14 protein-coding genes are annotated in these 15,547 nt (G+C 60.2%); 9 read left to right on the forward strand and 5 right to left on the reverse strand.

Features of this window, described 5'->3' with window-relative positions; all coding sequences use genetic code 11:
- From NOM06_RS19000 to rluA, 3 genes are all read left to right on the forward strand, one after another.
- Window positions 1-321 (forward strand): hypothetical protein (locus NOM06_RS19000; RefSeq protein WP_255912750.1); only part of this gene is annotated, 321 nt, incomplete at its 5' end.
- A 73-nt stretch (window positions 322-394) separates the two neighbouring features.
- On the forward strand, window positions 395-3,262 hold the full coding sequence (rapA, locus tag NOM06_RS19005; protein WP_255912752.1) for an RNA polymerase-associated protein RapA: 2,868 nt from the start codon (window positions 395-397) through the stop codon (window positions 3,260-3,262).
- Between the two features lie 115 nt (window positions 3,263-3,377).
- Entirely contained in the window at window positions 3,378-4,034 is a 657-nt protein-coding gene (gene rluA, locus NOM06_RS19010; protein ID WP_255912754.1) for a bifunctional tRNA pseudouridine(32) synthase/23S rRNA pseudouridine(746) synthase RluA, read from the forward strand.
- Between the two features lie 60 nt (window positions 4,035-4,094).
- Here the strand turns inward: rluA and NOM06_RS19015 are convergent, their stop codons facing one another.
- The 5 genes from NOM06_RS19015 to treR form a co-directional block, all read right to left on the reverse strand.
- Window positions 4,095-4,283 (reverse strand): hypothetical protein, encoded by a 189-nt coding sequence (locus NOM06_RS19015; RefSeq protein WP_005336040.1) that lies wholly within the window; start codon window positions 4,281-4,283, stop codon window positions 4,095-4,097.
- A 120-nt stretch (window positions 4,284-4,403) separates the two neighbouring features.
- The gene (locus NOM06_RS19020; protein ID WP_255912755.1) at window positions 4,404-5,003 is read right to left on the reverse strand and encodes a sugar O-acetyltransferase; all 600 of its coding nucleotides are present in this window, start codon (window positions 5,001-5,003) and stop codon (window positions 4,404-4,406) included.
- A gap of 3 nt (window positions 5,004-5,006) precedes the next feature.
- Window positions 5,007-6,668, reverse strand: coding sequence for an alpha,alpha-phosphotrehalase (treC, locus tag NOM06_RS19025; protein ID WP_255912756.1), 1,662 nt, complete (start codon window positions 6,666-6,668; stop codon window positions 5,007-5,009).
- Between the two features lie 66 nt (window positions 6,669-6,734).
- Window positions 6,735-8,165 carry a PTS trehalose transporter subunit IIBC gene (gene treB, locus NOM06_RS19030; RefSeq protein ID WP_255912757.1) on the reverse strand — a complete coding sequence of 477 codons (1,431 nt, stop codon included), beginning with the start codon at window positions 8,163-8,165 and terminating at the stop codon, window positions 6,735-6,737.
- A 192-nt stretch (window positions 8,166-8,357) separates the two neighbouring features.
- Complete coding sequence (treR, locus tag NOM06_RS19035; RefSeq protein ID WP_255912758.1) at window positions 8,358-9,305, reverse strand: trehalose operon repressor TreR; 948 nt, start codon at window positions 9,303-9,305, stop codon at window positions 8,358-8,360.
- A gap of 137 nt (window positions 9,306-9,442) precedes the next feature.
- Here treR and NOM06_RS19040 point away from each other — a divergent pair, with 137 nt between their 5' ends.
- The 6 genes from NOM06_RS19040 (at window position 9,443) to pbpG (ending at window position 15,139) form a co-directional block, all read left to right on the forward strand.
- Window positions 9,443-10,393 (forward strand): AEC family transporter, encoded by a 951-nt coding sequence (locus NOM06_RS19040; protein ID WP_255912768.1) that lies wholly within the window; start codon window positions 9,443-9,445, stop codon window positions 10,391-10,393.
- Window positions 10,394-10,557: 164 nt separating this feature from the next.
- Window positions 10,558-10,752: a heavy-metal-associated domain-containing protein gene (locus tag NOM06_RS19045; protein ID WP_005348755.1), complete on the forward strand. Its 195-nt coding sequence runs from the start codon at window positions 10,558-10,560 to the stop codon at window positions 10,750-10,752.
- A gap of 130 nt (window positions 10,753-10,882) precedes the next feature.
- A complete protein-coding gene (gene ansB, locus NOM06_RS19050) occupies window positions 10,883-11,941 on the forward strand; it encodes an L-asparaginase 2 (protein ID WP_255912759.1) in 1,059 nt (352 codons plus the stop codon).
- A gap of 234 nt (window positions 11,942-12,175) precedes the next feature.
- Window positions 12,176-13,468: a hemolysin family protein gene (locus NOM06_RS19055; RefSeq protein WP_005336050.1), complete on the forward strand. Its 1,293-nt coding sequence runs from the start codon at window positions 12,176-12,178 to the stop codon at window positions 13,466-13,468.
- An 18-nt stretch (window positions 13,469-13,486) separates the two neighbouring features.
- Window positions 13,487-14,152, forward strand: coding sequence for a DedA family protein (locus NOM06_RS19060; RefSeq protein ID WP_181222984.1), 666 nt, complete (start codon window positions 13,487-13,489; stop codon window positions 14,150-14,152).
- A gap of 159 nt (window positions 14,153-14,311) precedes the next feature.
- Entirely contained in the window at window positions 14,312-15,139 is an 828-nt protein-coding gene (gene pbpG, locus NOM06_RS19065) for a D-alanyl-D-alanine endopeptidase (RefSeq protein ID WP_255912760.1), read from the forward strand.
- The last annotated feature ends 408 nt before the right edge of the window (window positions 15,140-15,547 follow it).

Consider the following 15,547-nt stretch of genomic DNA (forward strand, 5'->3'; position numbering starts at 1 on the left):
TGCTGCGGGAGTGGAATTCTACTCAACCGCCTTCTCGAGTCAAGCCTTATTTTCAAAGGCTTTTCGAGGTTATCGACGAGGTTGTTTGCGTTGCCGCTTGCCCTGTCGATGGAGGCGCATTATAGGGATCTGGATCACGCTTGCAAGGGTGTTTTCGAATTAAATTCGCATTTTTGGTTCAACCGTTCACTAATCACCCAAAAAGCGCATTTATCCTGCAATAACACACCCGTTTGGCGAGCTCGCTATCCTCTAGATGGCGTGGCGGTGGTAGCAGATCAAGGTTGTGGCGATTTGGTCTCTCTACATCTATATGCATGATGATCGAGGTCACGCCTTCGGGTAACATAGCGCCCCTTTGCGATTCACACACTCTTGGGCTTTGGAGAGTTTAATGCCTTTTGCACTTGGCCAGCGTTGGATTAGTGATACAGAGACGGATCTGGGGTTGGGGACTGTCGTTGCTGTTGAAGGACGCATGGTTACCCTGTTGTTTCCGGCTACCGGTGAAAACCGCATGTATGCCAAAGAAGAGGCGCCGGTCACCCGGGTCAGCTTCAATGTGGGCGATCAGATCACCAGTCACGAAGACTGGACCATGACGGTCGAAGAAGTGCAGGAGAAAGACGGCCTGCTTATATATGTAGGTGTACGCACCGACAATAATGAGCCCGTTGCCCTCAAGGAAGTGTTTCTCAACAACTTTATCAAGTTCAACAAGCCGCAGGATCGCCTGTTCGCCGGTCAGATCGATCGGATGTCCCGCTTCACCCTGCGCTACGAGGCGCTGATCAACCAGCACCAACGTCGTCGCAACCCGACTCGTGGTCTGGCCGGTGGCCGGGTCAGCCTGATCCCGCACCAGCTCTATATCGCCCACGAGGTGGGTCACCGCTACGCTCCGCGCGTACTGCTGGCCGATGAGGTGGGTCTGGGCAAGACCATCGAAGCGGGCATGATCATTCATCAGCAGCTGCTCTCCGGCCGCGCCCATCGCGTGCTCATTCTGCTGCCCGAAACGCTCCAGCACCAGTGGCTGGTCGAGATGCTGCGCCGCTTCAACCTGCACTTCTCCCTGTTTGACGAGGAGCGCTGCATCGAGGCGTTTGCCGATGCGGAGAACCCCTTCGAGACCGAACAGCTGGTGATCTGCAGCCTCGACTTCCTGCGCAAGAAGCGTCGTCGCTTCGAGCAGGTGCTGGAGGCCGAGTGGGATCTGCTGGTTGTCGATGAAGCCCACCATCTGGAGTGGAGTGAAGAGGCGCCGAGCCGCGCCTACGAAATGGTGGAAGCGCTGGCCGAACAGGTGCCGGGCGTACTGCTGCTGACCGCTACTCCGGATCAGCTGGGCCACCAGAGCCACTTTGCCCGTCTGCGCCTGCTCGACCCGGAGCGTTTCTACGACTATGAGGCTTTCCTCGCCGAGGAGCAGGCCTATGGTCAGGTCGCCAGCGCAGCGCAAGAGCTGCTGGATGGCGAGACCCTGAGCGATGAAGCCAGACAGATCCTCGCCAGCCAGCTGGAAGGGCTGGACTTGAGCGATGCGACTGCCCGTCAGCAGGCGGTCGCCAAGCTGCTGGATCAGCATGGCACCGGCCGGGTGCTGTTCCGCAACAGCCGCGCCAATATTCAGGGCTTCCCCGAGCGTCACCTCAACGTCTACCCCATGCCACTGCCGGAGCAGTACAAGACTGCCATCAAGGTGATGGGCATGATGGGTGGCAACGGTGGCGATCTGCAGACCCGCGCCCTGCGCTACCTCTATCCCGAGAAGATCTTCCAGCAGTTCGAAGGCGACAACGCCACCTGGACCCAGTTCGACCCCCGTGTCGAATGGTTGCTGGAGCTGCTGCTCTCAGCTCGCCAGCAGAAGGTGCTGGTGATCTGCTCCGAAGCGGCGACCGCCATCGCACTGGAAGAGGCGCTGCGTACCCGTGAAGGGATCCGTGGTGCCGTGTTCCACGAAGGGATGTCGATCCTCGAGCGGGACAAGGCCTCCGCCTATTTCGCCCAGCAAGAGGGTGGCGCCCAGGTGCTGCTCTGCTCCGAGATCGGTTCAGAGGGTCGCAACTTCCAGTTTGCCAGCCATCTGGTGCTGTTCGATCTGCCCCTCAACCCGGATCTGCTGGAACAGCGTATCGGCCGACTGGATCGTATCGGTCAGCAGAATACCGTCGAGATCCACGTTCCCTATCTGGAAGGGACTGCCCAGCGCGCCCTGCAGCTCTGGTATCACGATGGTCTGGACGCGTTCGAGCAGACCTGCCCGACTGCCCGCCCGGTATTCGAAGCGGTACGTGAAGAGCTGTTCGAGCTACTGGCCGCCAACACCGGCGATCAGGCGGCCCTCGACGCCCTGCTGATCAAGACCCGCGAACTGCACGAACCGCTCAAGGCCAAGCTGGAACAGGGCCGCGATCGCCTGCTGGAGATCCACTCCAGCGGTGGCGCCGCCGCCCAGCAGCTGGTCGACAAACTGGCCGCCGAAGATGACGACACTGGCATGATCTCCTTCGCTCTCAAGATGTTCGACGAGATCGGCGTCAATCAGGATGACCGTGGCGAGAACGCGCTGGTGCTGACCCCCGGGGATCACATGCTGGTCTCCAGCTTCCCGGGCCTGCCGCAAGACGGCATGACCATCACCTTCGATCGCAACACAGCCCTGTCGCGGGATGACATGGCGCTGCTCTCCTGGGATCACCCCATGATGCGCGGCGGTATCGACCTGATCCTGGGCTCCGAGATCGGTGCCACCTCGGTCGCACTGCTCAAGAACAAGGCGCTGCCCATCGGCTCCATCCTGCTTGAGCTGATCTTCGTTGCCGAGTCTGCGGCCCATCCCCAGCTCTACCGCTTCATGCCGCCGACGCCGATCCGTCTGCTGATGGACAAGAACGGCCAGAATCTGGGTGAGAAAGTGGCGTTCGATGCCTTCAACCGCCAGCTGACGCCGGTCAATCGCCACCTCGGCAGCAAGCTTGTGACTGCATCCCAGCCGGTGATCCACGGTCTGATTGGCAAGGGCCAGGCCATTGCCGAAGAGCTGAAAGCCGGGATTGTCGACAAGGCCCGTGCCCAGATGGCGCAGACCCTGCAGCAGGATCTGGATCGTCTGGAAGCGCTCAAGGCGGTCAACCCGAACGTGCGCGACAGCGAACTGGATTATCTGCGCAATCTGCAGGCAGAATTGCACCACCTGATCGATCAGACCCAACTCAAGCTGGATGCCATCCGCTTTATCGTGGTCACCCATAACTGACAAGGTACCGACCGACAGCGGCCAGACCCAGCTCAAACTGGATACCCAAGGCCGCTTTGTCGTGGTTACCCATAACTGATGGGGGCTTGCCCCCACCTTCTGATGCGAGACATTTATGTTTGAATACTCACCGCCTCTGGAACCCTGGCTCGATATCCTGTTCAAGGACAAGGACATCATGGTGGTCAACAAGCCCACTGGCCTGCTAAGCGTCCCCGGGCGCGGCCCCGAGAATGAAGACAGCGTCCTGCATCGGGTGAAACAGCAACACCCCAAGGCGGCGGCAGCTCATCGCCTCGACATGTCCACCACTGGCGTCATCGTCATTCCTCTCAATCCCAACTCTCATCGGGAGCTGAGCCGACAATTTCGCGAGCGGGAGACCGAGAAACACTACCTCGCCTGGGTGTGGGGTGAGCCGGAGGCAGAGTCGGGTCAGGTTGACCTGCCGCTCTGCGTCGACTGGCCCAACCGCCCGAAACAGAAGGTGGATCACGAGGAGGGGCGTCACGCTCTGACCCTGTGGCAGAAACTGAAGGTGGAGAACGGTAACAGCCTGATTAAGCTGACCCCCATCACAGGTCGCTCGCACCAGCTGCGCGTCCATATGCTGGAGCTGGGGCACCCGATCCTGGGTGACAACCTCTACGCCAATCCGGATGCGCTGGCGGCGGCGCCCCATCTCTACCTGCATGCGGCCATGTTGACCATCAGTCACCCCCGTAGCGGCGAGCGGATGACCTTCGAGGCGCCGGCTCCTTTCCCGGTCTGATCCCGCAAATCGCAGAGATAAAAAAGCCCCCATCGCAAGATGGGGGCTTTTTCATTAGGGTCAGACGCGAATATCGATCTTGCTTCCCAGAGAAGCGCTGGCCGATGTCGGTGCAACCGGCGCTGATTGCGCTGCGTTTTGCAGCAGCTTCAGCGCAGCTTCGCCCTCTTGGGTCTGCTGTTTCTTGGCCAGACTGGCCGTCATCAGAGCAGAACCAAACGACGCATTTGCAGAACTTGATATATCCATAGGGTTCCTCCTGCATTCAACAGTATCGGCCAAGCGGCCCCGAACATAAGCACTGAATGCAAAACAATCTGAAAGTCGCTTTTCTATCAGTCAGATAGCAATTGCATTCATGGCCCCTGTTCACCGCTGGATGACGCCTTCAAGCTCCTGTGCCGTCATCGGCCGAAGCACCTTGCAAGGGTTGCCAGCCGCCACCACATTGGCGGGCACATCTTTGGTCACCACCGAGCCTGCGCCGATGACGCTGTTATCACCGATAGTGACACCGGGGCAGATGACGACGCTGCCGCCAATCCAGACGTTGTGGCCGATCCGTACCGGCTTGCCGAACTCGACACCCCTGATGCGCGGCGCCACCGCCACCGGGTGAGCAGCGGTGTAGATCTGCACACCGGGCGCCAGCAGCACGTTGTCGCCGATGTGCACCTCACAGACGTCGAGGATGGTGCAATTGACGTTGGCGTAGAAGTTCTCACCGACGAAGATGTTGACGCCATAGTCGCAGAAGAACGGCGGATTGATGGCACACTCCTGGCCACGACCGCCCAGCAGTTCATGAAGCAGGGCATCCCGCGCCGGTTTCTCCTGCCAGCTGGTGTTGAAGGTGTGATAGAGCCTGCGGCAGCGCTCGCGCGCCGCTTTCAGCTCGGGATCGCCCGCATCATAAGGCTCCCCCGCCACCATCTTCTGCCACTCGGCACCGCGCACCACCTTCTCCATTACCTACTCCATCAACCAGATCAGGGATTCATAAGGGCGCAGCATACCCGATTGCGGTTGGGCCGGGCTATCGGGGTAGTTGCCGAGCAGCAGGCGACCTTGAGCGCTTTGCAGCTCGGCAGGCAAGGCAAACTCCATCGGCTCGCCGTAGAAGTTGCTCACCACCAGCAGGGTCTGACCGTTGGCACGGCGGGCATAGGCCCAGATCTGCGGGTGCCCCGTCAGCAGCTCCTGATAATCCCCCTGGGTGAAGATGGAGTGCGCCTTGCGAAGGGCGATGAGATCCCGATAGTGCCAGAACACCGAATTCTGGTCGGCCAGCGCCGCCTCGGCGTTGATCTCGGGATAGTTGGCGGCAGGCTTGAGCCAGGGCGTCCCGCTGGTGAAACCGGCGTTGGCCGCAGCGCTCCACTGCATCGGGGTACGCGAGTTGTCGCGGGACTTGGCGCCTAGAATGGCAAGGATCTCGGCCTCGCTCATCCCCTCAGCCTGCTTGATGGCGAAGATATTGCGGCTCTCCACATCCTGATAGTCATCGATGCGCTGATAGCCGGGGTTGGTCATGCCGATCTCCTCCCCCTGATAGATGTAGGGGGTGCCTTGCAGGCCGTGCAGCGTGCTGGCCAGCATCTTGGCGGCCACTACCCGATGCTCGCCCTCATCGCCGAAACGGGAGACGATGCGCGGCTGATCGTGGTTGCACCAGAACAGCGCCGACCACCCCTTGCCGTGCATGCCACTCTGCCAGTGGTTGAAGATGCGCTTGAGTTCGAGGAAATCGAACGGCGCCTTGGTCCACTTGTCGCCGTTGGGGTAATCCACCTTCAGATGGTGGAAGTTGAACACCATGGAGAGCTCGGAACCATCCAGCGCACCATAGCGCTGACAGTGCTCCAGTGAAGTAGAGGACATCTCCCCCACCGTCATGGCTCCCACCGGGGCAAAGACATCGCGGCTCACATCCTGCAGGAATTCGTGGATGCGCGGCCCGTCGGTGTAGAAACGGCGGCCATCGCCTATTTCGTCGTTCGGGAACGCCTGATCCTTGGAAATAAGGTTGATGACATCGAGCCGGAACCCATCGACCCCCTTCTTGGCCCAGAAGTGGATGATGTTTTTCACCTCGGCGCGCACTGCAGGATTTTCCCAGTTGAGATCCGCCTGCTCGCGGGCAAACAGGTGCAGGTAGTACTGGCCGGTGGCTGAGTCCAGCTCCCAGGCGCTGCCGCCAAACTTGGATTGCCAGTTGTTGGGCACGCCGCCATCTACCGGATCGCGCCAGATGTAGTAGTCGCGGTAGGGGCTGTTTTTATCCCCCAGCGCCGACTTGAACCAGGCGTGCTCGGTGGAAGTGTGGTTGACCACTATATCCATCACGATGCGGATGTCGCGCGCGTGGGCGGCGGCCAGCAGCGCCTCGAAATCATCCATGGTGCCGTAGGCGGGGTCGATGGCAAGGTAGTCGGCGATGTCGTAGCCGTTGTCCACCTGCGGGGAGACGTAGACAGGGGTCAGCCAGAGGGCATCGACGCCCAAGGTCTTGAGATAGTCGAGGCGGGCCATGATCCCCTTGAGATCGCCGGTGCCACGAGCAGCGGAATCCTGAAAGCTCTTGGGGTAAATCTGGTAAATCACGGCACTCTGCCACCAGGGTGTTTGGCTCATGGGTCTTTCTCTTGTCTCGAATAGAAAATGGAGAGGGCGACCCACGGGTCGCCCTGATAATCAGTGTCAGGCGCGGGCTTGGGCCAACTTGCCGGCCGCTTGCTGGCGCTTGTAGACCAGCAGGGTCAGCACCACCGGCACCACGATGGCGACCAGCATGGCGATGGCAAATACCGCCCAGTATTGCGGCTGGATAGAGAGGATGCCCGGCAGGCCCCCGACCCCGATGCCGTTGGCCATCACTCCGGCGAAACCGCAGATAAGGGCCGCAAGGCTGGAACCCACCATGGCGCACAGCATGGGGAACTTGTACTTGAGGTTGATACCGTACATGGCCGGCTCGGTCACCCCGAGGTAGGCGGAGATGGCGGCAGGTACCGAGATCTCCCGCTCGTTCTCCTTGCGGCTAATCAGAATGATGCCGACGACCGCAGAAGCCTGGGCGATGTTGGAGAGGGCGATCAGCGGCCAGATCGGGGTGCCACCCATGCTCTGCATCAGCTGCAGATCCACTGCGTTGGTGGTGTGGTGGATACCGGTAATGACCAGCGGTGCGTAGAGGAAACCGAACAGGGCAGCGCCGATGGGAGCGAAGGAGCCGGTCATGGCGGCCTTGGCTGCGAAACCGACGCCATCACCAATCCAGCGACCGAACGGGCCGATAAAGGCGTGGGCCACGATCACTGCCAGCAAAAGCGAGACAAACGGCACAATCACCAGATAGAGATAGGCCGGAATGATCCGCTTGAGGTTGGTCTCCACCCAGGCAAGGAAGACACCCGCCAGCAGCGCCGGAATGACCTGGGCCTGATAACCCACCTTCTGGATCACGAACAGGCCGAAGTCCCACACCTCCGGGGTCTGCTGACCGATGCCGTAGGCGTTCATCAACTGCGGCGACACCAGAGTGATACCGAGCACGATACCCAAGATCTCGGAGCCGCCCATCTTCTTCACTGCAGACCAGCAGACGCCGACCGGCAGGAAGTGGAAAATCGCCTCGCCCAACAGCCAGAGGAAGGCGTGTACCTGAGCCCAGAATTGGCTGATCTCGGTGAGGGTGTGAGTGCCATCGTCAAACATCTTGATGTCGCCGATGACGTTGCGAAAGCCCAGGATCAGACCGCCGGTGATGATGGCGGGCAGCAACGGAACGAAGATCTCCGCCAGATGGGAAATGCCCCGCTCCAGCGGGTTCATGTTCTGGCGCGCCGCCTGCTTGGCGGTCTCCTTGCTGCCACCGCTGACGCCGAGCTGTTCGGTCAGCGCCTTGTACCACTGCTCTACCTCGTTACCGATCACCACCTGGAACTGACCGCCCTGGGTGAAGCTTCCCTTAACCGCCGGGATGGTTTCGATAGCCTTGCTGTCGGCCTTGGCCGGATCGTTCAGGACGAAGCGCAACCGGGTCAGGCAGTGGCTGACGGTGGCGATGTTCTCCTTGCCGCCGATCTTGTCGATCAGGGTGGCAAGCTGCTGTGCGTTGATCTTGGACATGGGTCTTCCCTCTGTGACGCCATTGAATAGTGGTCTGTATCGCCCTTTTGAGCCAGTCTGTCGGCCGGAGCGTTTTTGGTATCGTTCCCATTTAGCATGCCGACAATCTGGCCAGATCAAAATGGGAACGTTCCCAATTCGTGGCCAGCGTCACAAAAAGCGCACTTTTTGCTCAGTCAGAAGTGATGGGGCTCACAGGGTTCGGCAGGGGGCGATAGTCACCAGCGGAGGCTGCTCCTGCTCAATCTGACCGAGCAGCTGACGCGCCGCCTGCTCCCCTGCCCCCTTGTAGCCAAGATCGAGACTGAGGGCGTTGGGGAAGAGGAAACTGAGCATGGGATTGTTGCCAAGTCCGGTCACCAGCACCTCGCTACGCCCTTGTTCTTGCAGGTATTTTGCCGCACCGATGGCGAGGGTGTCGCTGGCGCAGACCAGCGCCTGGGTGGAGGGGGTAAGCAGCTCGGCCGCCAACCGGTAGCCGCTCTGCAGGCTGAGATCACCGAGGGCGCTGCGCGGGTGCAACCCTTGCTCTGCGCAGTAAGCGAGATAGGCGTCGAGGCGGCGTTGGCCGGTGGTGAGATCCGAGGCATCCACCCCCAGATAGGCGATATCGCGGGCACCACGGCTTGCCAACTGCGCCAGCATGGTGCGCACCGCACCGGCGTCGTCGAAGCAGACCGAGGAGAAACCGGGATATTCACGAGCGACCAGCACCAGCTTCTCTTTCAGCGGCGCCATAGCGGCATAGTCCAAGTCATTGAAGGCGAAAAGGATAATGCCATCCACCCCGCGCCGCTCCAGCACCGCCAGATGCTCCTGTACCTTGGCGGGGGAGAACTTGCTCTCCATCAGCACGGCATCGTAGCCGCGCTGGTAGAGGGTCTCCAGCATGCCGCGCACCGCCTGATTCTCCGAACTGGAGTCGAGCCGCGAGACGATGATCCCCACCACCTGCTGGCTTTGGCTGCGCATGGCACGCGCCGACTTGCTCGGCACGAAACCGTGCTCGGCGATGATCTGCTCCACCCGCTCGCGGGTCTCCTGCTTCACCTTGGGATCCTGATTGAGCACCCGGGAGACAGTCGACTTGCCGACCCCCGAGAGGCGGGCGATATCGAGGATGGTCAGTTTCTTGTCCATGAATTGGCTCACTGGAGGCTAGGCGGTGGAATTGCCCACATTGTTGTGATTAACCCCTGTGAATACAAGCCCATGGCGTTAGAATGCCCTTTTTGCCCCGCCGTCAGGGTGTGTGGGCACAGCACAGGATGCCCATCATGGATCTGCTGGCCAGTCTGCTCTTCTCCCTCTCCATCACAGGCCCCATCTGCGTGGTGCTGCTGCTCGGCATCTTGCTCAAGCGGCTGGGGCTGCTGCCGGATCCCTTTACCGAATCCGCCTCGCGACTGGTGTTTCAGGTCACCCTGCCCGCTTTGCTCTTTCTCAGTATTCTGGGTACCAACTTCGCCACCATGCCGAGCCTCTGGTTTATCGGCTATGGCCTGCTCGCCACCGTTATCAGCTATCTGGTGCTGGAGCTGCTGGCCGGACGTTTTATCGGGGAGCCGCGGCTGCGCGGCATCTTCGTGCAAGGGAGCTTTCGCGGCAACAGCGCCATTATCGGGCTCGCCTATGTGCAGAACGCCTACGGCCACGAAGGGCTGGGGGCGGCGGCCTTCTATGTCGGCGCGGTGACCGTGCTCTACAACATTCTCGCGGTGATCACCCTCACCCGCAGTCTCGGCGGCGCCACCGGCATTCGCCCCATCCTGCTCGGCATCATCAAGAATCCGCTGATCATCGCCATTGTGGCGGCGCTGCCGTTCAGCCTGCTCGGCATCAAGATGCCGCAACTGCTGCTCACCACCGGCAGCTACTTCGCCAATATGACGTTGCCGCTGGCGCTGCTCTGCACCGGCGCCTCCCTCAGTCTCGACGCCCTGCGCGGTGGCGCGGCGCTGGCTGGTTGGGCCAGCATCATGCGGCTCTGCCTCATTCCGGCTGCGTTCACCCTGGGAGCGGCCCTGCTCGGTTTCAGCCATCTGGAGCTGGGCATTCTGTTTCTCATCAGCGCCACCCCGACCGCCGCCGCCAGCTACGTGATGACCCGCGCCATGGGGGGTGACAGCGTGCTGGCCGCAAACATCATCGCCACCACCACCCTCGGTTCGCTGGTCACTACCAGCCTCGGGGCAACTCTGATGAATTACCTCGGTCTTATGTACTGACCCTGCCCGAGGAAACTGCCAACCTCATCGCCACCACGAACCTTGGCTCCCATACACTGGCAGGGAGCAACCCTGATGAACTATCTGGGCCTGATGTACTGACAGCTTGACCTTGCCGGAGGCGGCAGCTTTAGGCTGGCGCTCATCAACAGAGGAGATATCCCATGACCATCGAACTCACCGTGTCCGGCATGTCCTGTGGTGGCTGCGCCGCCAGTCTGCAAAAAGCGCTGCTGGCCCAGCCTGCGGTCACCACCGCGACCGTCGATTTCGCCAGCAGCAAGGCCTTCATCGAGAGCGAGCTGAGCAAGGCCGAGCTGATCGCCCTGATCGAAGCCAAGGGTTTCTCTGCGAGTTAAATTATCTCCATAGAGGTATAAAACAGGTTAAAAATCTGTACTCACCTGTCTTTTGGTGAGTTTTATCACAGACCCGGGTTATTAAACGGGCAAACTTGCTGCGATTATTCCAACCATAAGGATTTGCAGCATGACCCTACCGATCCGCAAGACCCTGCTCGCCGCCGTCGTCGGCCTGACCCTCTCCCCCATGGCGATGGCCCTGCCCAGCGTCCATATTCTGGCTACCGGCGGCACCATCGCCGGGGCAGGCCAATCTGCCACCCAGTCCAACTACGAGGCAGGCAAGGTGGCCATCGAGACGCTGATCGCCGCCGTGCCCGAGATGAAAAACGTGGCCGATGTGCAGGGAGAGCAGGTGGTCAAGATCGGCTCCCAGGACATGAACGACGAGGTGTGGCTCACGCTGGCCAAGCGGGTCAACGAGCTGCTGGCCAAGGATGACGTGGATGGCATCGTCATCACCCACGGCACCGACACCATGGAAGAGACCGCCTACTTCCTCAATCTGACCGTCAAGAGCGACAAGCCGGTGGTACTGGTCGGCGCCATGCGCCCCTCCACCGCCATGAGTGCTGATGGCCCGCTCAACCTCTACAACGCCGTAGTGACCGCCTCCGACCCCGCCTCCAAAGGCCGTGGCGTCATGGTGGCGATGAACGACACCGTGCTGGATGCTCGCGACGTCACCAAGACCAACACCACCGGGGTGCAGACCTTCGCCTCCCCCAACTTTGGCCCGCTGGGTTACATCCACAACGGCAAGATCGACTATCAGCGCAGCCCGGCCCGTCTGCACACCAGCAAGACCCCGTTTGACGTGAGCAAGCTCGACAAGCTGCCGCAAGTGGGCATCGTCTACAGCTACGCCAACGCCACCGACTTGCCTGCCAAGGCGATGGTGGATGCCAAGTTCGACGGCATCGTCAGTGCCGGGGTGGGTAACGGCAACCTCTACCACACCCTGTTCGACACCCTGGCCAAGGCGAGCAAGGATGGCATCCGCGTGGTGCGCTCAGCCCGCGTGCCGACCGGCGCCACCACCCTGGATGCCGAGATCGATGATGCCAAGTACGGCTTCGTGGCCGCCGAAACCCTCAACCCGCAGAAAGCACGGGTGTTGCTGATGCTCTCCCTGACCCAGAGCAAGGATCCGGCCCAGATCCAGCGCTGGTTCCAGCAGTTCTGATAAGGCGTTTCTGAACTGAGATGAGCAAGGGCGGGACTTCCCGCCCTTTTCCATCCCGTGGCGCCCGCCTCGCCGCGTGCTCCGTCTCGTTGGCTCCATCCTTGCCCCTTTTCTCGCCATCACGGACTCGCGTCAGCAAATTAGCGAGCCGGATCACCCGCTTTCACAAGCGCATCGCCGCCAAATTCATTACACTGCCAGCGATCTTATCCACTCAAGGAGTGCTGTTGCTGTATGGAAATATTGATCCTGCTGGGATTGATTTTGCTTAATGGCGTCTTCGCCATGTCAGAAATCGCCATCGTCACCGCACGCAAGGCTCGCCTCGGCAAGCTTGCCTCTGAAGGCAACCGCTCCGCCGCCATTGCCCTCAAACTGGGCGAAGACCCGACCCATTTTCTCTCTGCCGTCCAGATCGGCATTACCAGCATAGGTCTGCTCAACGGTATCTACGGCGAATCCCTGCTGGCCCAGCCCTTCTCCCTCTGGTTGCAGGAGTGGGGACTCCCGGCCAAGAGCAGTGGCCTGATCGCCACCATCATTGTGGTGGTGGTGGTTACTTACCTCTCCATCGTGGTGGGGGAGCTGGTGCCCAAGCGGCTCGGCCAGCTCAATGCCGAACGCATCGCCTGTCTGGTGGCCCGCCCCATGCACTGGCTCGCCACCCTGACCCGCCCCTTCGTCTGGCTGCTGTCGGCCTCCACCAATGCCAGCCTGCGGCTGCTGCGGGTAAACCAGAACGGCAGCGCTAACGTCACCGAGGAGGAGATCCACGCCATGCTGGTGGAAGGATCGGAAGCCGGGGTAATCGAGGATCATGAACACACCATGCTGCGCAACGTCTTTCGTCTCGACGAGCGCAGCCTCTCCTCCCTGATGGTGCCGCGCAGCGATATCCGCTATCTGGATCTGGCGCTGCCGCTGGAGACCAACCTGCAGCGGCTGGTGGAGTATCGCCACAGCTATTTTCCAGTCTGCGACGGCAACCTGTCAGAATTGGTGGGAATCATCAATGTCAGCAAGGTGCTGCACGCCTATATCAAGGGAGAGCCCATCGATCTGGCTGCCCTGACCCAGGAGGGCAGCCTGCTGCCCGAGACCCTCAACGGTGTCGAGCTGCTCAACCACTTCCGCACCCACAGCGAACAGATGGCGCTGGTGGTTGACGAATATGGCGAGCTGCAGGGACTGGTCACCCAGCAGGATCTGCTGGAGGCGCTGGCGGGGGATTTCCAGCAGGAGGATGGCGAGGACAACTGGGCCTTCCGGCGCGCCGACGGCAGCTGGCTGCTCGATGGCCTGATCCCGCTGCCAGAGTTGAAGGACTGTCTGGAGCTGGTTCGTCTGCCAGAAGAAGAAAAACATCACTATCACACCCTCGGAGGGCTTATCATGCTGCTCCTTGGTCGTGTTCCACAAACCGGAGACCTGGTGACACTGGAACAGTGGCAACTGGAAATTGTTGACATGGATGGCCTGCGCATCGACAAGGTGCTCGCCATGCCCTTGACCGATCAACCCAGCTAACCTGCGGAGTTTGCAAGTATGGAGCAGTTTTACCAACTGGCTCACGCCTTTATGAATCACGATCTGAACACACTTTCCGATCCCAAGATGGCCTTCATGATCTGTGGTGTGATTCTGACGTTTCTGGTACTGGAAAACGGATTCATCCCTACCGCCTTTCTGCCCGGTGACAGCCTGCTGATCCTCACCGGCGTGCTCATCTATCAGGATGTATTGTCTCTCGGGGTGATCCCGCTGTTGATCATGGCTACCTTTGTCGGCACCTGGCTCGGTTACATGCAGGGGCGCTTTCTCGGCCACACCCAGCTCTACCATCGGCTGATGTCCCACGTGGAAGAGCGACACCAGCAGAAGGTCTACCACCTGCTGGACAAGTACGGGATCATCACCCTGATCACCGCGCGCTATATCGCCTTCGTGCGCACCGCCTACCCCTACATCGTCGGTGCCACCGAGCTGCCCCAGGGGCGCTTTCTCATCGTCAATCTGATCAGCTCCATCATGTGGATCTGCCCGCTGGTCGGGTTTGGCTACTACCTGAGCCACACCAAGCTGGCCGCCGAATACCAGACCCAGTTCTTCAACATCATCATCTATCTGCCGGTGGCCCTGCTGGTGGGTGGCATGGTGGCGCTGGTCTGGCGCTGGATCAGCAAACGCAGGGCTGTGCAGCCGCGGGATTGACCCCTCGCCCAACGCCCGACCCGAAAGCCCTCACCAGAGGGCTTTTTTGATCGCCTATTTTGCGCAAATAGCAGAAATAGTCCCGCTCGGCCCTTGTAAAGCCGGGGTAAAAATGAGTGAATCTAGCGCCTTTTTTTGGATGGGAATGGAGTCGGTTGTATGTGGTATCGGATTCGCGCAGCAGCGCTGGTTGTCGGGTTGATGGGAATGTTGGGATTGCCTGCGGTCAGCGCGGCACCCAACCCTGCCAAACTGGAAGTACGCTCGAGCAGCGCCCTGGTCGTGGATGTAAAAACGGGCAAGACGCTCTACCAGAAGAATGCCACCAAGGTACGTCCCATCGCCTCCCTCACCAAGCTGATGACAGCGCTGGTGGTGCTGGATGCCAAACAGAATCTCAACCAGACCATCACTGTCGACAAGAACGATCTGGATCGGGTCAAACATACTCATTCACGCATCCGCATGGGCACCAAGGTGACCCGCCGCGACGCCCTGCATCTGGCGCTGATGTCCTCCGAAAACCGCATGGCCTCGGCACTGGCGCGTCACTATCCGGGCGGTCGCAGCGCCTTCGTGCGAGCCATGAACAACAAGGCCAGACAGCTGGGTATGCGTAATACCCACTTCTACGACTCCACCGGCCTCTCCACCCGCAACGTCTCTACCGCCCAGGATCTCGGCAAGCTGGCTGCCGCCGCCTACCGTCAGCCGCTGATCCGTCAGTTCACTCAGGATGAGAACCGGGAGATGCGCTTCAGCGCCCCCGCCTACAGCCTGATGTTCAACAACACCAACCCGCTGGTGAAAAACCCGGATTGGGACGTGCGCCTCTCCAAGACCGGCTTCACTGACGAGGCAGGACGCTGTCTGGTGATGCGCGCCAAACCGGACAGCCGCGAGCTAGCCATCGTGCTGCTCAACTCGGTGGGCAAACGCACCCCCATCGGCGATGCCAACCGCATTCGCAAATGGCTGAAAAGCTGAGTAAATATCTCAACACAAAAGGATGCTGCGGCATCCTTTTTTATTGCCTGCAGAACGCTTCAGCAGGCCTTGCAGGATGTTGATGAGCGAACCTTGAGTGATTAGTGGCCCGGCATCTGCCGTTGCAACAGCAGGCATACAGCGCGCCTATAGATGAGGCAAAGGGTTGTACCGTTCAGAAGAACACAGCTCAATAACAGAAGAGGTATAAAAGAGGACAAGAACAGACAGGCAGGAGGGTGACCCGGCCGCCACAGCGAACGCGGATCCACACGACAGGGGTAAATGTCGCCCATAAAAAAACAGCCCCGACCGAAGTCGAGGCTGTCTGTATGGTGCGCCCGAGAGGATTCGAACCTCTGACCACCTGGTTCGTAGCCAGGTACTCTATCCAGCTGAGCTACGGGC

This window comes from Aeromonas sp. JL9, assembly GCF_024436075.1.
Taxonomy (GTDB): Bacteria; Pseudomonadota; Gammaproteobacteria; order Enterobacterales; family Aeromonadaceae; genus Aeromonas; species Aeromonas veronii.